General features: G+C 65.7%; 36 protein-coding genes and 1 pseudogene. 25 read left to right on the top strand and 12 right to left on the bottom strand.

Annotated features, from left to right (window positions below; genetic code table 11):
• Window positions 1-46: 46 nt before the first annotated feature.
• Genes NC595_RS18370 through NC595_RS18320 form a run of 11 tightly spaced genes read right to left on the bottom strand, consistent with a single transcriptional unit; the run spans window position 47 to window position 3,815 of the window.
• Window positions 47-241, bottom strand: coding sequence for a hypothetical protein (locus NC595_RS18370; protein ID WP_253568808.1), 195 nt, complete (start codon window positions 239-241; stop codon window positions 47-49).
• A complete protein-coding gene (locus tag NC595_RS18365) occupies window positions 241-444 on the bottom strand; it encodes a hypothetical protein (protein ID WP_253568807.1) in 204 nt (67 codons plus the stop codon). Before NC595_RS18365 ends, NC595_RS18370 begins: the two co-directional genes overlap by 1 nt.
• Window positions 441-719 carry a hypothetical protein gene (locus tag NC595_RS18360; RefSeq protein WP_253568806.1) on the bottom strand — a complete coding sequence of 93 codons (279 nt, stop codon included), beginning with the start codon at window positions 717-719 and terminating at the stop codon, window positions 441-443. The genes NC595_RS18365 and NC595_RS18360 overlap by 4 nt, the downstream gene beginning before the upstream one ends.
• Window positions 716-1,570 (bottom strand): ATP-binding protein, encoded by an 855-nt coding sequence (locus NC595_RS18355; protein WP_253568805.1) that lies wholly within the window; start codon window positions 1,568-1,570, stop codon window positions 716-718. Before NC595_RS18355 ends, NC595_RS18360 begins: the two co-directional genes overlap by 4 nt.
• Window positions 1,500-2,399: a helix-turn-helix domain-containing protein gene (locus NC595_RS18350; RefSeq protein WP_253568804.1), complete on the bottom strand. Its 900-nt coding sequence runs from the start codon at window positions 2,397-2,399 to the stop codon at window positions 1,500-1,502. Before NC595_RS18350 ends, NC595_RS18355 begins: the two co-directional genes overlap by 71 nt.
• Complete coding sequence (locus tag NC595_RS18345) at window positions 2,396-2,683, bottom strand: hypothetical protein (protein ID WP_253568803.1); 288 nt, start codon at window positions 2,681-2,683, stop codon at window positions 2,396-2,398. The genes NC595_RS18350 and NC595_RS18345 overlap by 4 nt, the downstream gene beginning before the upstream one ends.
• Window positions 2,680-2,847, bottom strand: a complete 168-nt coding sequence (locus NC595_RS18340) for a hypothetical protein (protein WP_253568802.1) — start codon at window positions 2,845-2,847, stop codon at window positions 2,680-2,682. Before NC595_RS18340 ends, NC595_RS18345 begins: the two co-directional genes overlap by 4 nt.
• Entirely contained in the window at window positions 2,844-3,002 is a 159-nt protein-coding gene (locus NC595_RS18335; protein WP_253568800.1) for an Rmf/CrpP family protein, read from the bottom strand. Before NC595_RS18335 ends, NC595_RS18340 begins: the two co-directional genes overlap by 4 nt.
• The gene (locus tag NC595_RS18330; protein WP_253568799.1) at window positions 2,999-3,295 is read right to left on the bottom strand and encodes a hypothetical protein; all 297 of its coding nucleotides are present in this window, start codon (window positions 3,293-3,295) and stop codon (window positions 2,999-3,001) included. Before NC595_RS18330 ends, NC595_RS18335 begins: the two co-directional genes overlap by 4 nt.
• On the bottom strand, window positions 3,295-3,471 hold the full coding sequence (locus NC595_RS18325) for a hypothetical protein (protein WP_253568798.1): 177 nt from the start codon (window positions 3,469-3,471) through the stop codon (window positions 3,295-3,297). Before NC595_RS18325 ends, NC595_RS18330 begins: the two co-directional genes overlap by 1 nt.
• On the bottom strand, window positions 3,468-3,815 hold the full coding sequence (locus NC595_RS18320; protein ID WP_253568797.1) for a hypothetical protein: 348 nt from the start codon (window positions 3,813-3,815) through the stop codon (window positions 3,468-3,470). The genes NC595_RS18325 and NC595_RS18320 overlap by 4 nt, the downstream gene beginning before the upstream one ends.
• Between NC595_RS18320 and NC595_RS18315 the strand changes: the two genes are divergently transcribed.
• On the top strand, window positions 3,814-4,122 hold the full coding sequence (locus tag NC595_RS18315) for a hypothetical protein (RefSeq protein WP_253568796.1): 309 nt from the start codon (window positions 3,814-3,816) through the stop codon (window positions 4,120-4,122). The genes NC595_RS18320 and NC595_RS18315 overlap by 2 nt on opposite strands.
• 10 nt (window positions 4,123-4,132) lie before the next feature.
• On the opposite strand, the gene NC595_RS18310 is transcribed toward NC595_RS18315, so the two are convergent.
• Window positions 4,133-4,324, bottom strand: coding sequence for a hypothetical protein (locus NC595_RS18310; RefSeq protein ID WP_253568794.1), 192 nt, complete (start codon window positions 4,322-4,324; stop codon window positions 4,133-4,135).
• A gap of 59 nt (window positions 4,325-4,383) precedes the next feature.
• Here NC595_RS18310 and NC595_RS18305 point away from each other — a divergent pair, with 59 nt between their 5' ends.
• From NC595_RS18305 to NC595_RS18195, 24 genes and pseudogenes are all read left to right on the top strand, one after another.
• Window positions 4,384-5,049, top strand: a complete 666-nt coding sequence (locus NC595_RS18305) for an XRE family transcriptional regulator (RefSeq protein ID WP_343214921.1) — start codon at window positions 4,384-4,386, stop codon at window positions 5,047-5,049.
• Window positions 5,050-5,068: 19 nt separating this feature from the next.
• Window positions 5,069-5,143, top strand: a pseudogene (locus NC595_RS20600) (zinc ribbon domain-containing protein); the annotation flags it as partial.
• Between the two features lie 3 nt (window positions 5,144-5,146).
• Window positions 5,147-5,542, top strand: a complete 396-nt coding sequence (locus NC595_RS18300) for a hypothetical protein (protein WP_253568792.1) — start codon at window positions 5,147-5,149, stop codon at window positions 5,540-5,542.
• A 159-nt stretch (window positions 5,543-5,701) separates the two neighbouring features.
• Entirely contained in the window at window positions 5,702-5,965 is a 264-nt protein-coding gene (locus tag NC595_RS18295; protein ID WP_253568791.1) for a hypothetical protein, read from the top strand.
• Entirely contained in the window at window positions 5,962-6,654 is a 693-nt protein-coding gene (locus NC595_RS18290; protein WP_253568790.1) for a hypothetical protein, read from the top strand. The genes NC595_RS18295 and NC595_RS18290 overlap by 4 nt, the downstream gene beginning before the upstream one ends.
• A gap of 10 nt (window positions 6,655-6,664) precedes the next feature.
• Window positions 6,665-7,012, top strand: a complete 348-nt coding sequence (locus tag NC595_RS18285) for a hypothetical protein (protein ID WP_253568789.1) — start codon at window positions 6,665-6,667, stop codon at window positions 7,010-7,012.
• A 184-nt stretch (window positions 7,013-7,196) separates the two neighbouring features.
• Window positions 7,197-7,415, top strand: coding sequence for a hypothetical protein (locus NC595_RS18280; protein ID WP_253568787.1), 219 nt, complete (start codon window positions 7,197-7,199; stop codon window positions 7,413-7,415).
• Between the two features lie 20 nt (window positions 7,416-7,435).
• Window positions 7,436-7,702, top strand: coding sequence for a hypothetical protein (locus tag NC595_RS18275; protein ID WP_253568786.1), 267 nt, complete (start codon window positions 7,436-7,438; stop codon window positions 7,700-7,702).
• Entirely contained in the window at window positions 7,702-7,989 is a 288-nt protein-coding gene (locus tag NC595_RS18270; protein WP_253568785.1) for a hypothetical protein, read from the top strand. The genes NC595_RS18275 and NC595_RS18270 overlap by 1 nt, the downstream gene beginning before the upstream one ends.
• A 12-nt stretch (window positions 7,990-8,001) precedes the next feature.
• Window positions 8,002-8,277, top strand: a complete 276-nt coding sequence (locus NC595_RS18265; RefSeq protein ID WP_253568783.1) for a hypothetical protein — start codon at window positions 8,002-8,004, stop codon at window positions 8,275-8,277.
• Between the two features lie 2 nt (window positions 8,278-8,279).
• Window positions 8,280-8,483, top strand: coding sequence for a hypothetical protein (locus tag NC595_RS18260; protein WP_253568782.1), 204 nt, complete (start codon window positions 8,280-8,282; stop codon window positions 8,481-8,483).
• Window positions 8,484-8,542: 59 nt separating this feature from the next.
• The gene (locus NC595_RS18255; protein WP_253568781.1) at window positions 8,543-9,025 is read left to right on the top strand and encodes a hypothetical protein; all 483 of its coding nucleotides are present in this window, start codon (window positions 8,543-8,545) and stop codon (window positions 9,023-9,025) included.
• Between the two features lie 35 nt (window positions 9,026-9,060).
• Complete coding sequence (locus NC595_RS18250; protein WP_253568780.1) at window positions 9,061-9,561, top strand: Lcl C-terminal domain-containing protein; 501 nt, start codon at window positions 9,061-9,063, stop codon at window positions 9,559-9,561.
• A gap of 40 nt (window positions 9,562-9,601) precedes the next feature.
• Window positions 9,602-10,030, top strand: a complete 429-nt coding sequence (locus NC595_RS18245; RefSeq protein ID WP_253568779.1) for an Lcl C-terminal domain-containing protein — start codon at window positions 9,602-9,604, stop codon at window positions 10,028-10,030.
• 41 nt (window positions 10,031-10,071) lie between these two features.
• Window positions 10,072-10,512 carry an Lcl C-terminal domain-containing protein gene (locus NC595_RS18240; RefSeq protein ID WP_253568778.1) on the top strand — a complete coding sequence of 147 codons (441 nt, stop codon included), beginning with the start codon at window positions 10,072-10,074 and terminating at the stop codon, window positions 10,510-10,512.
• A 24-nt stretch (window positions 10,513-10,536) separates the two neighbouring features.
• A complete protein-coding gene (locus NC595_RS18235) occupies window positions 10,537-10,971 on the top strand; it encodes a four helix bundle protein (RefSeq protein WP_253568777.1) in 435 nt (144 codons plus the stop codon).
• A 29-nt stretch (window positions 10,972-11,000) separates the two neighbouring features.
• Entirely contained in the window at window positions 11,001-12,344 is a 1,344-nt protein-coding gene (locus NC595_RS18230; RefSeq protein WP_253568776.1) for an RNA-directed DNA polymerase, read from the top strand.
• Complete coding sequence (locus NC595_RS18225) at window positions 12,320-12,931, top strand: hypothetical protein (RefSeq protein ID WP_253568774.1); 612 nt, start codon at window positions 12,320-12,322, stop codon at window positions 12,929-12,931. Before NC595_RS18230 ends, NC595_RS18225 begins: the two co-directional genes overlap by 25 nt.
• A complete protein-coding gene (locus tag NC595_RS18220) occupies window positions 12,931-14,721 on the top strand; it encodes a ParB/RepB/Spo0J family partition protein (RefSeq protein WP_253568773.1) in 1,791 nt (596 codons plus the stop codon). The genes NC595_RS18225 and NC595_RS18220 overlap by 1 nt, the downstream gene beginning before the upstream one ends.
• Window positions 14,718-15,563, top strand: coding sequence for an HNH endonuclease (locus NC595_RS18215; protein WP_253568771.1), 846 nt, complete (start codon window positions 14,718-14,720; stop codon window positions 15,561-15,563). The genes NC595_RS18220 and NC595_RS18215 overlap by 4 nt, the downstream gene beginning before the upstream one ends.
• Entirely contained in the window at window positions 15,550-15,822 is a 273-nt protein-coding gene (locus tag NC595_RS18210) for a hypothetical protein (RefSeq protein WP_253568769.1), read from the top strand. The genes NC595_RS18215 and NC595_RS18210 overlap by 14 nt, the downstream gene beginning before the upstream one ends.
• Window positions 15,819-16,085, top strand: a complete 267-nt coding sequence (locus NC595_RS18205; RefSeq protein ID WP_253568768.1) for a hypothetical protein — start codon at window positions 15,819-15,821, stop codon at window positions 16,083-16,085. The genes NC595_RS18210 and NC595_RS18205 overlap by 4 nt, the downstream gene beginning before the upstream one ends.
• Window positions 16,086-16,096: 11 nt before the next feature.
• Complete coding sequence (locus NC595_RS20515) at window positions 16,097-16,636, top strand: nucleoside triphosphate pyrophosphohydrolase family protein (protein ID WP_253568766.1); 540 nt, start codon at window positions 16,097-16,099, stop codon at window positions 16,634-16,636.
• Window positions 16,629-16,784 carry a hypothetical protein gene (locus NC595_RS18195; RefSeq protein ID WP_253568765.1) on the top strand — a complete coding sequence of 52 codons (156 nt, stop codon included), beginning with the start codon at window positions 16,629-16,631 and terminating at the stop codon, window positions 16,782-16,784. Before NC595_RS20515 ends, NC595_RS18195 begins: the two co-directional genes overlap by 8 nt.
• Window positions 16,785-16,795: the final 11 nt, after the last annotated feature.

Below are 16,795 nucleotides of genomic sequence, written 5' to 3'. Positions count from 1 at the left end.
GCGGGACGGGAGGGCCGCCTCGCTCGAGAACCTGAGGGCGCCGGCCTTACCCACGGCGCGCCGCCTCGTCCCGGGCCCGGGCGATGGCATCGGCATCAGCCTGCTCGCATTCTGGGCATCGCCGTGCGACCAGCTTGCCGCCCAGGAGCGCCCAGACCCGATACCGCCGGTTGTGCCTCCCGCAGTAATCCGTCGTCTTCAGCATGCCTTTCACGTCCTCGCGAACCGGGGTGCGGCGCATCAGGCTGCCCTCCGATGATTCGGTGCACGGATCCATGCTTTTCGGCTGGAAAGAAGCTGTACCAGCCCGCGTGAATGCAGCTTTTGGAGTGCTTCGCGGACCTTGCGCTCAGTGGTGGTGAGCACCAGCGAAAGCTCGCGCGGGCTCATGGGCTCCAGGCGAAGGGCACCGAGTACCCGGTCCATCAGGTCAGGTGCTTTCATGCCGGATGCCCCTGTTGAGCTTCCAGGCGGAACACCGTAATCACGCGTTGGTTCTGATCGACCACAAACACCACGCGGTGCCGGCTGATGCCGTACCAGAACCCATGGAAATCGCGCATCAAGTGCGCATGGGCTGGGCAGCGCTGCATCACCTTGCGCTTCGTCTTGCGGCCGCACCGGCGCACAGTGGCCCATTCGGTGGGCACATTAAGGCCGGCGCAGCGCTCTTCCCAGCGCTCCTGAGCGTGGCGGCTGAGTTCGGGAAGGTCCATCACGCCATGCCCTCCTGGCTGCTACGGTGGCTTGCCCAGTCGAAGGCAAGCACAGGTCCGCACTCGCTGAATCGGTCCATCGCGCGCTGGCCGATGAACTCCTCGAGCTGCTTGGCGTTAAGGTTCGAAATCAGGATCGTGGGTTTCAGCTCCCGGTATCGGCTATCGATCACCTCGAACAGCAGCTGCATTTCGTGCGACGAGCCCGACTGAGCACCGACCTCGTCGATGATCAACAGATCAGGGCGCACCAGATCAGCCATGGCCTCGGACTCGGACTTCTCCGACCGCGCACCATAGGTGGCCCTGATCCCCCGGCTGAGGCTTGAGACCGTGCCGTACTTCACCGTCGACATGTGATTGGCCATCACGGCATGGGCGATCGCGCAGGCGAGGTGCGTCTTGCCGGTGCCGGGCTGTCCGGTCATCAGCAGGCCGCCGCCCTTCTGCAGTTGCTCCGGCCAGGTCTTGGCGTAAGCGCAGCAGACGCCGTGCACTAGCCGCTGTCCGGCATTGGTTGCGTTGAAGTTCTCCAGCGAGTCGTCGCGGAAGCGAGCCGGGATCTCTGCCGCAGCGACGATCTCCCGCATGCGCCGGGACCGCATCTGCTGTTCGGCATGCTGCCGTCTTGCTTCCCGGCGCCTGGTCTCGTCGTCGTGGTAGCGCTCGTCGCAGCATCGTGGACAGGCCTGGGCGATCGGCATGCCGGCGCCGGCGGTGCGGCCGTACGCTTCGAAGACACCATGCCGCGGGCACTCCAGGTGCAGGACCTGGATGTCCGGCTCACCCTGTGGCGGATTGCTCGAGGTGTCGCCGGAGCTCGGGGGAGAGGTTTTCGACTGGGGTTCCGACATAGGTCGTGTCCTTGAAACTGTCCGTTGCGGATGGCCTGCTGGTGCCGTTTGTGCCCGGCGATGCTCGCGCCTTTCCCCCGCCGTTGCGGACGATGCCGATGGCGTAGCCGAAGGCGTCTCGCGGTGATTTGGTCGCCAGCGCCAGCGCCGCGGCTCGGGCAAACTCCTCCGGCGGATGGCCGGCAGCGATCAGCTCGTGCAACGTCGAGTTCGACGGGTGAACGAACGAAGCGGGGATGCCTGCCTTGACCATCGCCTGGCAAGCGGTGACGTGCGGCTCGGGCGCCGACGGTGCACCCGCCTCGCCTGCTTCGCGCTCGTCTGCGCCAGAGACAGGGGTGCTTTTGTTGTTATGAGGTTCTTTAGGGTTCGGGTCCGGCTGGCGGACGGGTCCAGTCCGGCTGGCGGACGGGTCCAGTCCGGCTGGCGGACGGGTCGAATCCGCCTCCCGGACGGGTCCGGCTGGCGGACGGGTCCGCCTCCCGGACGGGTCCAGTCCGCCTCCCGGACGGGTGCAGTTCGCCTCGCGAACCCGTCCGCCTCGCGAACCCGTCCGGCTGGCGGACTGGTCGATATGCTTTTGAGGGGTTAGCAGGTACTGGGTCGCCTTACCGATTTCCTTCCTGACCTCGATCGCTCCGCTGGCTTCCAGCTGTTTCAGCGCATCGATCACAGCGGTGCGGCCGTAACAGGTGAACTCGCAGATCGTCGGGATCGAGATCCACGTGCGGCCGTCGGCATTGGCGGCGTCCGCCAGGGCGATCAGAACGCCCTTCTGTGCAGGAGCCATCCGCAGCGGCTTGCAGGCGTTGAGCATCGCGTTGCTCATGCCGCCCTTCCCTGCCGCGCCGGCTTCAGATGGTGGTTGATGTCCTCGAGCAGCTGCTGGCGCAGCGTGGAGGTCTTGTAGCCCGGGTCCGTGTAGACGCCGACAAGGTGCTCGGCATGCTTGCGCAGCAGCCAGTCGTAGCTCGGGTCGATGTAGGGCACCGCGACAGCCTCGCCGGTCTTGCGCGAGACGAAGACGGCGCACTGCCCCTTTACGACAACTGCGTCCCGGGCAGCCATGGCCAGGCGAACGGCGCCCCGGTCGGTGCTTCCCAGCGTGATCATCCGTGCTTGCTCCGGGTGAGGTCGTAGCGGACGCCGTGATGCTTCTGCGCGAATGCGCGCTGCTTGGCCCGCGTCGCAAAGAAATGCAGCCACAGGCCGTCCACCAGGTGCGCGGTGCGCACCACCCAGCGCGGCAGCTCCTTGTCCAGCGGCCAGGGCTTCATCCACGCCTCCGGCAGCACCGAGGCGCGACGTAGGCGGAGAACCCGGAGAGCCACGCCTCGCGCATGCGGCCGAGCAGGTAGGGGCACGCCGCAATGGTCTGTCCCGCCTGCGCGGACAGGTTTCCCTGTGACCATGCGAGCAGCAGGTACTTCATGCGCGCTGCCGTCCTGGATGGAAGCTGGGATCCTCAAGGCGGCGTTGGAAAAACCCGGCAGAAATCCTGTCACCGAACCGGGTCTTGTCCGGGTCGTAGTGAATGGCGAGAACATCGATGGCCTGACCCACCTTCCGGTAGGCATTCGCGCGCGAAATACCGAACCGAGCGACCAATTCGTCGACCACCTCGCACATCGCGAAACGCGCATCCTTCTCGGCGAACTGCTGCACTACGAGAAGAGACCGCATGGCGAGCTCGGACGATCGAACATCAGATTTCGGGGATGCCATCAGCGTGTACCCTCGGTCTTCTTGTACTTCGCGCTCTCTCGCTCCACCCAAAGCCGTTCCTTAAACTTGCGCGCCTTCTCTACGTCCTCGGGATCGGGCGGCAGGAACTCGGGATCGCACTTGGGCTTCGGCTTGGGCGCGTCCAAGTGGCGGAAGTCGATCAGGGTGCCGTTCATGCCTTGACCGTCCCAGCTGCAGCCATTAGTGCCTGCAGCTGGGCCAGCACGCCGGGGAGCTGGGCCATCGCCTGCTGCTGGATCGTCTGCGCGTCCTGGCAGTACCTGGCCGCCATGTAGAGCGACGGGGTGTTGTCCTTGAACTCCTGCTGGTAGCGCTCGACCACATCCGTGGGCAGGTTCCGGTCACCGCTGAGCATGGCCGACAGGTTGGACGGAGCGACGTCGCAAGCGGCCGCCACCCGGCCCAGCCCACGCTGGTAGACGCACGCCGCGAAGCACTCGCGGACATTGGCATACCGCTGGGCCAGGCCGGGTTCGAAGGTCAGTGAAAGCTGCTGCATGGGAACCCCTGATACGAATCGTTATCAGCGCTTATCAGCCCGTTCGGGCAAATTTTTTTGCCATGGACACACAGCTCATTCATGGCTTGGAACTTCACCCGCCCACGACCATTGGGAGATCGCCGCGCAGCAAACGCTCGACAACCTCGAGGCCAAGCACGGGGTCCGCGTCTTCAAAGCTCACGTGGATTCGAAAGCCTTTGGTGAGTGGTGCCGGCTCTCGGGCCGTGACATCGACACCCAGGCTTTGCTCGCGTATGCAAACGAGTTCGCCGCTCGGCAGTTGCTTGATCAGCAGGGGCACTGAGACGGTCATCTCAGGCCGCCTGCACTTCGTCGCTGAACAGGTCCGGGCGCTTCTCGACTGCGCGGTAGCGCTGAAGCTGGGGGATAGGCTCGTCCTCTTCCCACCGCCCCACAGCCTGTTTCGTGACGCCGAACCAGTCGGCCACCTGCACATCGGTCGTAAAGCCGAGACGATCCTTGATGAGGCGCTTGGTGATGTTCATGGCGGCAGTAAATCATTGTTTACCCCGCAGCGTCAACCGCTATTTACGCTTTCCGGTCAATGCTGGTTGACATGATTGGAAACCGCCTCAAGCAACTAAGAACCGATGCCGGCATGAACCAGCCGGAGTTCGCCGCGATCGTTGGAACCACAAAGCAGTTCGTGTCGCAGCTGGAGAGCGGGAAGAACCAGAAGCCGAACGCCGAACTTCTAGAAGGCTGGGCACGTCATTTCCGGGTAAACCTGAGATGGCTTGTCTCTGGCGCCGGGCCCAAGAATGCGCCCGTGCCTTCGGATGACGCCTCGGACTGGTCGGACATCATGGGTGTCCGCCAGGCGGCGGCCCTGGGGGATGGGCAGATGGCTGATGAATATGCCGAGACCCATAAGCTCAAGTTCCGGGCCGAGAGCCTGCGTCGCAAGCGTTTGCGCGCCGACAAGCTGGCCGTGATCTATGGCAAGGGCGACTCGATGCACCCCACGATCAAGGATGGCGATGCCATCCTGATCGATACCAGCGACCGCACGCCGAAGGATGGCCGGCTCTACGTCATCACCTATGACGGCGAGCTGCTGGCGAAGCGGCTGATGGAGCTCGACGGCGCCTGGTACGCGGTCAGCGACAATGATACCGACCCGAAGTGGCGCAAGCCGCGCCGGCTCGACCCTTCCAAGGGGATCGATATCGCCGGACGCATCCGATGGGTGGCTGGCTGGGTCGATTGATTCGTCACAGGGGAACGTCATGGCATTAGTGGACTGCCCGGAATGCGGGCACAAGGTGAGCACCGAGGCAGCCAGCTGTCCCAATTGCGGAAGCCCGATGACCCTGGCCTCAAGGCCGAGAGCGCGCAACGAGCAGAAGAAGCGCGGTTCGTCGCTCCGGCTGCTGCTGTTGCTCATCGCGATGGCTATTGGCGCGTGGGGATTTCTTGATGGATGGCTACCAGCGATGTTCTCTACGAAAGCCGACCTCGAGACTTCCGTGGTGCAACTCATGCAGGAGAAGTTCGATTCGACGCCGCAAATCGCGAGCTATCACCTCTATGTAAACAAGGTGACCCTGATCCATGTCGAAGGAAACCGATACAAGGGCATCGCGACCGTGATTGCGAATGGGCACCCGTATGATGTTCCGGTTGACGTCACCGCTGACGGCAAGCAGGTGATGTACCAAATGGATACCAGCGCACTGATGCCGCTCCTTCTAGGCAACTAGGGCCGATAAAAAGCAGCACCAAGCCCGCTCGCGCGGGCTTTTTTTTGCCCTCAGGACGGCGGTGCCCCGCTTTTCAGTGGGCCAGTAAATTGTTGTTGACTTGCTGCGGTAAATGGTGATTTACTCTCTCCAACAGGCCACCGGCCCACGGAGGACACCATGGACAGCAACGAACTCAGCCTCGACCAGTTTCTCGCCCAGCCTGGTGCGATGGATTTCCTCGACGCGGTGCGGCCGTATGTGCAGCGCGGACTCACGCTGGAACAGGCTTGCGACAAGGTTCGCCAGAACTGGCTGACGCTCCTCTATCGCGTCGGGGATGGTCTGTGCAACGAGGATTCGCGTTTCGCTACTGCCTCGCGTGAGTTTGCGGCATCCCTTGGCGATCAGGTGTGGGATGCGGTGAACGGGGTGGCAGCATGAACGCCCTGATCATCGCCGCCCTCGTCGGCCTGGCGCTGTCCGAGACCGCCCGCGCCAGCGATGTGCGCCCGGAGATCGGCGCCGGCATCAACCAGTACACGCCCTACAGCGACGGCACCTGGTACCAGATCGGCCAGCCGCATCACCTGGGCCTGACCGCGAAGGTCTTCACGGTGGGCCTGACCGGTTCGTGGATTGACCGCGGCGACCGTGGCCTGGACTGGCACGCTGATTTCGTGGACTTCGGCCCGGCGTCATCGCACTGCGTCTGCACGCCGCTCGATTCGAACTACGACACCAGGGCGCACCGGATGCGCGCTGATGCAGTGCCGGTGCCGAATGCCACGTTCGTCGGCCATGGCCATGTGCGCGGACTGCTGTTCAAGGTCAACGCCTGGCGTGAGTGGCGCGGCATGCGCTTCGGCGTCGAGGCTGGCCTTGGCCCTTACCGCCAGACCTGGCACGAGACCGTCTACAACTGGACGCCGAGCCTGCAGATGGATCCGCACACGGTCACTGTCCAGACCGATCGCAAGTGGGCGCTGGCCGGCATGGTCGGCCTGTCGCTGAGCCGTGGGCACTACACGGTCGCCTTCGACCATTACGCGATGTCCCTCCCCCAGCACTACGGCCGCACGCCGCCCATCTGGAATGGCGCGAACGTGCTGACCGTCACCTACCGCTTCTGAGGTGGATGCCATGAACGCAGTTCCCCACATCGGCCGCACGATCTCGCAGCGCCGGCACCTGCACCTGGTCCAGCAGCACGGCAGCGTGCGCGAATACCAGCGCAACCAGCGCCAGCGGATCGAGGGGCACGTCGAATCGCTGCGCATGGAGCAGGACCGGTTCGAGAAGACCCATGCGGACCTCCAGGCTGAGGCGCTGCTCGACCGGATCATGCATGCCGGCACCGGCGAGTGCGACGAAGGCATGTCACCGGATCCGGTGACCGTCGCGCCGTCGATCCAGCGGCTGGTGCTGGCGGTGAGCGCGGGTGTCGCGCTGGGTGTGCTGTTCGGCCGCTGGATGGGGTGGACCCCGTGAGCGGCGTCTCCGACATCTATGACTTTGCAGCTGGTGACCTGCTCGAGCTGCTGGCTCTCGAAGGCTACCCGCTGCGCATCGTTCCCCCGTTACCCCCCGACCCGGCAGAGCGCGGTGAGGCTCGTTCCCTCCCCCTCGAGAGCGCTGCGACTGCCGGGAAGGGGGACCACCTGGAGATCAGTCCATGAGCTCCGTGATCACCGACCAGGCACGTCCTTTCATTCCGTGGGGCGAACTTTCCGCGCCTATCAATCCCGAGGACACTCGGCTGATGTATCTCGCGCAATCCGTTCTGACCGGTCCTGATCTTGGCGTCTGCCCGCCGTTGACGCTTGAGCAATCGATCGACGTCCTGCGCTGGGCCGGACGCCTTCCCGCCGACGACGCCAAATCGTCCTCCTGATCCACTACCTGGAGCCATCCATGACGTTTCGCCGTCGATCTCTCGCGCTTCTTGTCGGTCTCGCCACGCTCGGCGCCAGCGGGTTCCTGCCACCGATGCCAGCTGTGGCGCCCTCGGTCATGCCCGGAGCCGCGCGCCGGTCGCGGTCGGCGCGGCGCCGGTTCTTCAGGCCGTTCGGGTATCTCCCGGCTCGCAAGGGCGTACCCCAGAAGCGCCAGCTCAAGGCATGCCATCACCAGAAGAAGGCGCGCAACCGCCGGCGCAAGGCTCGGATGGGGAAGGCCTGATGCTCCGCTGGATCCGCGAGCTGCGCGGCCTGCGTACCGAGAACGCCGCCATGCGCCAGGCCCTGCTCTGGTACGCCACCGAGGAGAACTGGCGCCGCCGCGCCACGCACCCGAAAGGCGCCCCGAAGAAGCACTGGAAGAAGTCGCCGGCGGCATTCGACCGCGGCGCGCTCGCCTGCCGGGTGCTGGCCGAGGTCGACAACACGCCCGAGAGGCAGCGCGAGCTGGAGGCGACCAGCACCGCCCAGCCGTTCGTGCCGAAGCCGGCGTCACTGCTCAAGCCCTGAGGAGGAAACGTCATGCCTTACATGACGGTCGAGGTACACATCGACGACGACGACATCCTGGACTGCCTCGATGACATGTCGGACCAGGAGCTGCAGGAGCTTGGCTACTGCCGCATCGGCGCGCGATCGGGTGACACGCCTGGCGCCATGCGCGGCACCAATGTCTGGCACGAGGTGCGCCTGGCCATGCGCCAGCGCGACGAGCGCCGCATGGCCGACTTGCTCTCCCAGCTCGCCTGGGATCAGGCCGGCGTGATTCTGCCCGATGGCCTGCCGCCGGTGCACTGACCATGGCGAACCGTACCCCCGACCTGTTCGACGGCGTCTTCGACAACCAGCGCACCCAGCGCCGGGAGGTCTGGCAGGACGGTCGGCTGTGCCGCTATGCGCGCCGGAACTGCTGTGGCACCGGAGACACGGCCTGGTCGGTGCTGGACGCGCCGTGGGGCAGCTACCCCGATCACCCATCCAACGCGGCGGCCGCCGCCGCGTGACGTCTGCCCCGCAGGGCACCGGCCGGGCGGAATCCCGGCGACTCTTCCAGGGCCACGCTATGTCCACCATCGAAGGCGAATTCCACCTGGTGCTGTCCAGCAAGGGCCGGCACTTCCCGAAGCTCGCGGCACGACTCACCGCCCGGCCGCCGAAGTGCGCCGCCGGCGAAATCCCGATGCTGATCACCGTGCAGGTGCCGCGCGCGCTGTTCGAGCGCCCCACCCTGCAGGCGACCGTCACCCTGCCGCCGGAGCAGAAGCTCAGCGAGAAGATCACCGCTAACGTGGCCGACAACCTCAGCCGCACCCTGAGCGAGCGCCTGGGTGTCGACGTGAAGGTCACCGCAGCGCCGGCGCCGCTCGAGCGCCACTGGAGCGAGATCCTCGGTGTGCCGCGCGACTGCAGCACCACCGAAGCACGAGCGGCCTACCGCGAGCAGCACGCCGCGCTCCTGGCCGACGACACCACTGAGTCGCACCAGATCAACGACCTCAATCGCGCCTTCGACCTCTGCTGTCGCGAGCACGAGGTTCAGGAGTAATCGCGTCCGCGATTCCCATCACCAGCGAGGAACCCATGAAACCGTCCCTGATCAGCGCTAAACACCTGCACATCCATCTTCCGCCGATGTCGATCGCCATGCCGTGGCCGACGCCTGGTTCCGCTCCCGAGCCTGTCGACGAGCCTGCGCACCGCTTTCAGCTCAGCAACGACGGCACCACTGTCATCGATCACCGCACCGGACTGATGTGGGCGGCGGAAGAGAGCGGCGCGCGCATGGATTTCGCGAGCGCCGAAACCTACTGCAGCGAGCTGCGCCTGGGCGGCTTCGACGACTGGCGCCTGCCGGATCTGCCGGAGCTGGAAGGCATCCGCGACCTCACCCGTCACGAGCCCTGCATCGACACCAGCGTGTTCAAGAGCAACAGCACTTGGGTGTGGTCGCGCACGCCGACGGCGTGGTCCTCGGGCTACGCGTGGCTCGTCGACTTCGACTACGGCCACGTGTACTACCTCCACCGGAACTACACCGCGTTCGTGCGGGCGGTGCGTCGCGTGGCGCCGGCCAGTCAGTAATCGGCCTTTCGGCCATCCCTTTCCACTCTGAGGAAACCCCATGGAAACCATGATCAAGATCGCCGCCAACGGCGATCAGCTCCCCGCCGACGCCATCGCCTGGGATGCCGTGCTGCTGCCGGGCCTCGGCCTGATGTTCAGTGCCGACGACATCAGCGAAAAGGAACTCAACTTCGCCGATGCCGAGGCGGCCTGCGCTTCGCTCAACCTGGCCGGCTTCACCGACTGGCGCCTTCCGGAGCGGCTGGAGCTGGAGGCGATTCTCGACCTCACCCGCCATTCCCCGGCGATCGACCCGACCTACTTCCGCGACACCCAGAGCGACTGGTATTGGACGTGCACGCCGACGGCGTGGTCCTCGGTCTACGCGTGGTTCGTCAGCTTCGGCCACGGCCACGTGCTCGGCAACCACCGGGACAGCTCCGCGTTCGTGCGGGCGGTGCGTCGCGTGGCGCCGGCCAGTCAGTAATCGGCCTTTCGGCCCTCCCCCACCCACTTCAAGGAACCGCCATGAATGCGATCAAGATCAGCAACACCGGCGAGCATCTCGCCGCTGACGCCACAGGCCATGCGGCCATTCTCTTGCTGGACCTCGGGCTGATGTTTGCCGTGGGCGCGCTGCCGGATCCCATGCCGCACGCCGAGGCCGAAAAGGCAACGTCCGAGCTCAACAACGCCGGCTTCGATGACTGGCGCCTGCCCACCGTCCAGGAGCTGGTGTCGATCGTCGACTACAGCCGCAAGAGCCCGTCCTGCGATACGGATCTGTTCCCGGATGCGAAGGCGGACTGGTACTGGACTGGCACCGATAGTGCGTGGTCCTCGTTCTACGCGTGGTCCTCGTTCTACGCGTGGTTCGTCCACTTCCACGACGGCAGCGTGCACCTCAGCCACCGGGGCCTCACCGCGTTCGTGCGGGCGGTGCGTCGCGTGGCGCCGGCCAGTCAGTAATCGGCTTCTTGGCCTAACCACACCATGACCTTCATCCTCCCACCCGCCGTGCGCCTTGCCGAAGGCCTCGCTCGCGACATCGAGCAGGCCTCGGCCAGGTTCCCGCGCCGATATCGGTACACGTTCGGCGAGAAGCTGCGCGCCTGCAGCTGGGCCGTGCTGCTCACCGCCAACCGGGCGGCCCGTGATCGGGCGCGCCAGGCGAGCTGGCTGGAGCAGCTGGTGTGGGAGGTCGACGAGCTGAAGCTCGCCCTGCAGCTGGGCAAGCAACTCCGCGTGTTCGCCAGCTTCGGTCAGTTCGAAGCGCTGGCGCGTGGCGCCGCCGCACTGGGTCGCCAGATCGGTGGCTGGCACAAGCAGCATCACCCTCAAGGCCAGAGTGCCCCGGCGCGAGCGCAGGGGCAGCGTGCCAAGACACTGAGTACCCGCGCCGCCTCGACGGATGAGGCCAACCGATGACGACGCCCCGCTACCCACAGCAAGGATGCATGGCCGGATCGCAAGAGCGCGGGGAGGCGTGGTCCTCGGACTACGCGTGGATCGTCAACTTCAACAACGGCAACGTGAACAACAACCACCGGAACAACACCGCGTTCGTGCGGGCGGTGCGTCGCGTGGCGCCGGCCAGTGAGTGTCAGGGTGAGGTGAGCCTGCGGGCTTTGTACCAGGCGTGGCATGCCGCGCGCCGCAACAAGCAGCCGAGCGCCAACCAGCTGGCATTCGATCTGCGATCCATCGATCGGCTGCTTGACCTGCAGGAGCGCCTCGCCGCGGGCACCTGGTCGCCGGCGCCCACCACCTGTTTCATCGCCACGCGGCCCAAGGCGCGCGAGATCCATGCGCCCGACTTCGGCGACCGCGTGGTGCACCACTGGCTGGTGCCGCAGCTGGAGGCGGTCTATGAGCCCACCTTCATCCACGACAGCTACGCCAACCGCAAGGGCAAAGGCACGCATGCGGCAGTGAAGCGCCTGCAGCAGTTCGTGCGCCAGGTGCACAGCGGACAGGGCGGCGGCTGGTACCTGCAGCTGGACGTGCACAACTTCTTCAACGCCATACATCGGCCCACGCTGTACGCCATGCTCAAGGCGCGCCTCGCGCGCGCCGGCCTACCCGTCACCGCCATGCGGGCCGTGCACGCACTCCTGCGCCATCCTGTGCAGCGCCAGGGCGTCATCCACCGCGCCACGCCAGAGCAGCGCGCGCAGGTGCCGGCACATAAGCGGCTGGAGAACGCGCCGCCGGGCTTCGGCCTGCCGATCGGCAACCTGTCGTCCCAGTTCTTCGCCAACGTCTACCTCGACGCGCTGGACCAGTTCGTCAAGCACGTGCTCAAGGCCAGGCGCTACCTGCGCTACGTCGACGACTTCGTGCTGGTGCACCGCGACCGCGCCGTGCTGGAGCGCTGGCAGGCGCAGATCGAGCAGTTCCTCGGCCAGCGCCTGCGGTTGCGCCTGAAGGACGACATCCGGCTGCGCCCGCTGTCCGCCGGCATTGACTTCCTCGGCTATGTCGTCTTCCCCACCCATACCCGGGTGCGCCGGCGCGTCGTCAGCCATGCCGCCGAGCGGCTGGATGCGTGGCACCGCGAGCACCAGGTGCGGGCCGGCGTGCGTGCCACGCCAGAGGCCATCCAGAGGCTCGACGCCATCTGGGCCAGTTACGACGGCCACTTCCGCCATGCCAACGCCCGCCGGCTGTGCCATCGCCTGATGCAACAGCGCCCGTGGCTGGCCTCCATGATCAATTCGCGCCGCCGCTTCAGCCATCGACTGAGCGGGCGTCGCATCACCGTGAGGATCACTGCATGCAACCGCAAGACATCACGTTAGAGCGCGCCCTGGAGCTCGCCGACCATGCTTCGCCGGCGCCGTGGATCGCCTCGCAGGCGCTCAAGGCCATGCGGGCGGAGATCGAGCGGATGACTTCTGTTCTGAACGGGAGGTTGGCCAGCAGCTGCGGCTACGTGCCCGGCGAACTCGACCGATCGGCCCCGGCGCGCATCTGGCTCCAGATAGATACCGATGGCGACAACAGCGACCGAGGTGAGCGGTGGCCTGGCGCGTTCGACGTGACGTGGCACGACGAGCCCATTGGCGGCTTGGAGATCCAGTATGTGCGCGCTGACCTTGCAGTGCCGTCCGCTGAGCGACTGAATGTTCCCGAAGGCATGGCACTGGTCCCTCGGGAGCCAAGCCACGAGCAGATTGCCGCTGCAGCAGCAGCTGCATGGCCGGTTCCTTCGCAGGAAGACATGACGTCGGCAAAAGCCGCGGCAAGGATTCTGCTGACAAAGCACTTCGACGCCGTGGGTGCGTCCTCCCTGGACGATATCGCGATCGCCATCGCGACCATGTTCCCCGCCTACAGGGCAATGGTCGCTGCAGCACCAAACGCGAACTGCCTGGAGGTGGCGTGATGGAAGCCGACGCCGTCACCACCATCCCGCTCGATCAGCTGCGCGCCACGCGCCTCAATGTGCGCCGTACCGGCAGCGGATCGATCGACGACCTCGCCGCCTCGATCGCGCACCATGGCCTGATCCACAACCTGACGGTCATCAAGGGCGAGGCCGTGGGCAACGGAGGCACCGGCGGTTACCTGGTAGTCGCCGGCAGCCGACGCCTCAAGGCGCTGACCAAGCTGCAGGCAGCCGGCGCGCTTCCCGCCACCCTGGTCGATGGCATCCCGTGCCGGATCGTCGATCGTGACGAAGGACACGAGGCCAGCCTGGCTGAGAACGTGATCCGTGAGGCGATGCACCCCGCCGACGAGTTCGACGCGTTTCATTCGCTGGCCAACGATGGCTCTGGATGCAGCACGGCAGAGATCGCCGAACGCTTCGGCAAGTCGGAGCTGTACGTGCGACAGCGCCTGAAGCTGGCCAACGTGGCGCCGGCGATCCTGGACGAGTACCGCGCGGGCAAGGCCACCCTCGAGCAGATGATGGCGCTGGCCCTCACCGACGACCAGCTGCAGCAGCAGCACGTCTGGAAGGGCGCGAAGCAGGAATGGCAGCGCCGGCCGGACCTGTTGCGCAGCGCGATCACCCAGAAGGAACTCGCCGCGACGTCCAAGCTGGCGAAGTTCATCGGCATTGATGCTTACGAGAAGGCTGGCGGAGAGGTGCGCCGCGACATCTTCGGCAGCGACGCGGATGCTTTTCTGGTCGACGTGAAGCTGGCCAACAAGCTCGCCGAGGAGAAGCTCGAGCGCACCGCCGAGAAGATCCGCAAGGAGGGCTGGGCGTGGGTCGAGACGCGGATCGAGTTCCCGTATAGCGACCGGTATACCTTCGGCACCGCCCAGTCGACCTGGAAGGGCTCAAAGCAGACCTGGACCGACGATGCCAAATCGCATGCGGGCGTCGTCGTGTCGATCGCGCATAACGGCCAGACGGAGATCGAGCGTGGCCTGGTGCGGCCGCAGGACCGGAAGGCCGCAGCGAAAGCCGGTGGCGCCGTAACAGGAGGCAAGGAAGCGAAGGCAGCGCGTAAGCCCGGCGACCTGTCCTTCGCAGCGATTCAGCGCCTGCAGGCGGAAGCCGGAGACATCATCGCCGCCGAGGTGGCTACGATGCCGCGCACGGCGCTTGCGCTGCTGGCTGCTGAGCTGGCTGGCCGCGCGCTTTACGACCACACCTGGAACGGCCCGCGGACGTGGGTGCATATCCATCGCGAGGCCTCCGGCCGCATGCCGGGCAACATCGCGCAGATCAGCGGCCGCGCGCCGGCGGCCTCTCGCATGGAGGAGCAGGCGAAGGCCTGGCGTGACCGGCTGCCGAAGAAGCTGGACGAGCTGCGGCCGTTCCTGCTGCAGCAGGAGTTCGAGTTCATCAGCAAGCTGCTGGCCTACCTGGTGGCGCGCGAGATCGACGTGGTCGACGTGTCCCCGGGCATGAAGGGTGGCGTCGTCGAGTTGGCCACCGCAGCCAAGGTCGACCTGGGCAAGCATTGGAAGGCCACCGAGGAGTGGTTGGCAACGATGCCGAAGGCGACCGTGCTGGCTATGGCCAAGGACGCAGGCGGCGGCGAGATCGCCCTGGGCATGCTGGCAAAGGAGCCGAAAGCCACGATGCCGGCGAAGGCGATGCAGTTCTTCCCTGCCGGCTGGATCCCGAAGGTGCTCCGGCCGAAGGCACCAGTGCGGCCGAAGCCGGCGGCGAAGAAGGTCGGCAAGAAGCGCCAGACGGAGGGCAGTCCGGCGTGAAAGGACAGGTGCGCCACTGGTCTGCGCTGGATGACGACGTGCTGCGAAAGCTGCACGCCGCCGGCCACGGCGTGACTTTCATCGCCGTGTTCATGTGCTGCGGCCAGCAGACGGTCCATGCCAGAGCCACCGCGCTAGGCCTGAAATTTCGTGATCGCAGCCAGTGGACGGAAGTCGAGGATGCCGTCCTGCGCGATCGCTTTCCCGAGGAGCTGACGGCCGACATCGCACGCGATCTTGGGCGCACGAAATGCCAGATCTACAACCGCGCTCACCTACTCGGTCTGACCAAGAGCTCGGCGTTCTATGAGCGCGAGCGCCAGCGGCAGGCTATCCGGGCGCGCACGAACCCAGGCATGCGGGCAAGCCAGTTCCGGAAGGGACTGGTGCCGGCCAACAAAGGTGTGAAGCGTCCGCCCGGATGGTCACCGGGCCGCATGGCCGAGACTCAGTTCAAGAAGGGCCAGATGTCCGGCCAGGCCCAGCACAACTACGTACCTATCGGGACCGAGCGCATCAGCAAGGACGGTTATCTGGAGCGCAAGGTCACCGATGAACACCCGGTGCCGGCCCGCCGCTGGGTCGCCGTGCACCGACTGGTGTGGGAAGCCGCTCATGGGCCCATCCCGGACGGGCACAAGGTCGCCTTCCGTCCCGGCCAGAAGACCGCCGTATCCGCCGAGATCACGCTAGATCGCCTCGAGCTGGTCAGCGATGCCGAAATGATGCGGCGTAACACCGTCCACAACCTGCCGAAGCCGCTGGCCGAGGCAATCCAACTGCGCGGCGCTCTGGTGCGCCGTATCCGAAAACAGGAGCGTCGAGAAAATGGCCAAGATTGACGAGCTGCGCGATCACCTGTTCGAGACGTTGAAGTCTCTGCGCGACGAGAAGAACCCTATGGACATCGCCCGGGCCAAGGCCGTTGCCGATGTCGCGCAGGTGGTCATCAATTCCGCCCGCGTAGAGGTCGAGGCAATGAAGGTGACCGGTGCCAAGGTTGGTACGGGTTTCCTTCCTGCGGCTGACCAGACCAACGGTCCACGTTCACCCGAGGAGCGCGAGAGGGATCTACGAAAGATTCAGCGCGATCGAGCATGACCCGCCCTACCACCCACAAGCGCCCCACCGGCCGTGGCTGCTTCTCGTGGGCGCGCGCCGTATCGGCCAGCGGAACGATCACCTGGCGCCTCTACCAGAGCGACTGCCGGCTCCGGACCCTCTGCGCCATCGTCCGGTACCCGATCAACCACCAGTGCGAGCTGGTGAACATGGCTGTCGCCGATCAGCTTCGCAAAGCCCGCAACCGGCTGCGCGCGTTGGTCGGCGCGCCGGGACGAACAACTACGGGAGTAGCTCAATGAGTATCGAACTGGTGGCCTCCGAATCGGCAGATGAAGGTGGCCTCGATCTGCTGAAGCAGGCGGCCGAGAGCTGCTTGGCGAATGGCGGCGACTGGTATTCGACGATCCAGGCCGTGGGCATTCTGGAGCACCATGTCGGCATGCCTGCGCTGTTGAAGGACGCGACCTTCATCGGCATGTGTTCGCCCGAGCGCGTGCTGCGGCTGTTCGACATGATGCCCGCGTCCTACCAGCAATGGGTCGAGCAGAACTGGAACCGTCTCGGTTACGAGCGCGAGACCAACGAGCTGCGCGAGCTGTTCATCATGTCCGTCGGCCTGGGCGGCGAGGCCGGCGAGGTGCAGGAACTGCTGAAGAAGCATGTGCGGGACGGCCGCGAGATCCATGACGACCTGCTCCTGGAGCTCGGCGATGTCCTGCACTACCTGACGCGCATCGCGGCGCAGTTCGGGATGACGTTGGAGCAGATCATGCTGGCCAACCGGGAGAAGATCGAGCGCCGGCATGCGAAGCGTGAGGCGGCGCGCCGCGCGGAGGACTCCCATGCCTGACCTTTCCCCTGCTCTCTGCCGCCTGATCGATTCCCTGGCGCAGCATGCGGTGCAGGAATATCTCACCGGCGAGGCCGCGCAGCACAACGGCCAGGGCGAGCAGCGACCGAATCACCCCACCTTGCCGTCGCTGAACGAAGCGGCCTAGCCTGCGCCCCG

The organism is Dyella lutea (genome assembly GCF_024158035.1).
Lineage (GTDB): Bacteria > Pseudomonadota > Gammaproteobacteria > Xanthomonadales > Rhodanobacteraceae > Dyella_A > Dyella_A lutea.
This window is presented reverse-complemented; position numbering and strand designations above follow the sequence as displayed.

Coding starts and splice junctions, on each gene's coding strand:
- NC595_RS18350 (WP_253568804.1), bottom strand. CDS start 2,399: ATGAGCAACGCGATGCTCAACGCCTGCAAGCCGCTGCGGATGGCTCCT.
- NC595_RS18270 (WP_253568785.1), top strand. CDS start 7,702: ATGCTCCGCTGGATCCGCGAGCTGCGCGGCCTGCGTACCGAGAACGCC.
- NC595_RS18280 (WP_253568787.1), top strand. CDS start 7,197: ATGAGCTCCGTGATCACCGACCAGGCACGTCCTTTCATTCCGTGGGGC.
- NC595_RS18275 (WP_253568786.1), top strand. CDS start 7,436: ATGACGTTTCGCCGTCGATCTCTCGCGCTTCTTGTCGGTCTCGCCACG.
- NC595_RS18240 (WP_253568778.1), top strand. CDS start 10,072: ATGAATGCGATCAAGATCAGCAACACCGGCGAGCATCTCGCCGCTGAC.
- NC595_RS18195 (WP_253568765.1), top strand. CDS start 16,629: ATGCCTGACCTTTCCCCTGCTCTCTGCCGCCTGATCGATTCCCTGGCG.
- NC595_RS18250 (WP_253568780.1), top strand. CDS start 9,061: ATGAAACCGTCCCTGATCAGCGCTAAACACCTGCACATCCATCTTCCG.
- NC595_RS18235 (WP_253568777.1), top strand. CDS start 10,537: ATGACCTTCATCCTCCCACCCGCCGTGCGCCTTGCCGAAGGCCTCGCT.
- NC595_RS18335 (WP_253568800.1), bottom strand. CDS start 3,002: ATGAAGTACCTGCTGCTCGCATGGTCACAGGGAAACCTGTCCGCGCAG.
- NC595_RS18225 (WP_253568774.1), top strand. CDS start 12,320: ATGCAACCGCAAGACATCACGTTAGAGCGCGCCCTGGAGCTCGCCGAC.
- NC595_RS18255 (WP_253568781.1), top strand. CDS start 8,543: ATGTCCACCATCGAAGGCGAATTCCACCTGGTGCTGTCCAGCAAGGGC.
- NC595_RS18345 (WP_253568803.1), bottom strand. CDS start 2,683: ATGATCACGCTGGGAAGCACCGACCGGGGCGCCGTTCGCCTGGCCATG.
- NC595_RS18205 (WP_253568768.1), top strand. CDS start 15,819: ATGACCCGCCCTACCACCCACAAGCGCCCCACCGGCCGTGGCTGCTTC.
- NC595_RS18365 (WP_253568807.1), bottom strand. CDS start 444: ATGAAAGCACCTGACCTGATGGACCGGGTACTCGGTGCCCTTCGCCTG.
- NC595_RS18260 (WP_253568782.1), top strand. CDS start 8,280: ATGGCGAACCGTACCCCCGACCTGTTCGACGGCGTCTTCGACAACCAG.
- NC595_RS18300 (WP_253568792.1), top strand. CDS start 5,147: ATGACCCTGGCCTCAAGGCCGAGAGCGCGCAACGAGCAGAAGAAGCGC.
- NC595_RS18285 (WP_253568789.1), top strand. CDS start 6,665: ATGAACGCAGTTCCCCACATCGGCCGCACGATCTCGCAGCGCCGGCAC.
- NC595_RS18320 (WP_253568797.1), bottom strand. CDS start 3,815: ATGCAGCAGCTTTCACTGACCTTCGAACCCGGCCTGGCCCAGCGGTAT.
- NC595_RS18355 (WP_253568805.1), bottom strand. CDS start 1,570: ATGTCGGAACCCCAGTCGAAAACCTCTCCCCCGAGCTCCGGCGACACC.
- NC595_RS18330 (WP_253568799.1), bottom strand. CDS start 3,295: ATGGCATCCCCGAAATCTGATGTTCGATCGTCCGAGCTCGCCATGCGG.
- NC595_RS18245 (WP_253568779.1), top strand. CDS start 9,602: ATGGAAACCATGATCAAGATCGCCGCCAACGGCGATCAGCTCCCCGCC.
- NC595_RS18325 (WP_253568798.1), bottom strand. CDS start 3,471: ATGAACGGCACCCTGATCGACTTCCGCCACTTGGACGCGCCCAAGCCG.
- NC595_RS18310 (WP_253568794.1), bottom strand. CDS start 4,324: ATGAACATCACCAAGCGCCTCATCAAGGATCGTCTCGGCTTTACGACC.
- NC595_RS18230 (WP_253568776.1), top strand. CDS start 11,001: ATGGCCGGATCGCAAGAGCGCGGGGAGGCGTGGTCCTCGGACTACGCG.
- NC595_RS18220 (WP_253568773.1), top strand. CDS start 12,931: ATGGAAGCCGACGCCGTCACCACCATCCCGCTCGATCAGCTGCGCGCC.
- NC595_RS18290 (WP_253568790.1), top strand. CDS start 5,962: ATGAACGCCCTGATCATCGCCGCCCTCGTCGGCCTGGCGCTGTCCGAG.
- NC595_RS18315 (WP_253568796.1), top strand. CDS start 3,814: ATGGGAACCCCTGATACGAATCGTTATCAGCGCTTATCAGCCCGTTCG.
- NC595_RS18210 (WP_253568769.1), top strand. CDS start 15,550: ATGGCCAAGATTGACGAGCTGCGCGATCACCTGTTCGAGACGTTGAAG.
- NC595_RS18295 (WP_253568791.1), top strand. CDS start 5,702: ATGGACAGCAACGAACTCAGCCTCGACCAGTTTCTCGCCCAGCCTGGT.
- NC595_RS18370 (WP_253568808.1), bottom strand. CDS start 241: ATGCGCCGCACCCCGGTTCGCGAGGACGTGAAAGGCATGCTGAAGACG.
- NC595_RS18265 (WP_253568783.1), top strand. CDS start 8,002: ATGCCTTACATGACGGTCGAGGTACACATCGACGACGACGACATCCTG.
- NC595_RS18305 (WP_343214921.1), top strand. CDS start 4,384: ATGCTGGTTGACATGATTGGAAACCGCCTCAAGCAACTAAGAACCGAT.
- NC595_RS18340 (WP_253568802.1), bottom strand. CDS start 2,847: ATGAAGCCCTGGCCGCTGGACAAGGAGCTGCCGCGCTGGGTGGTGCGC.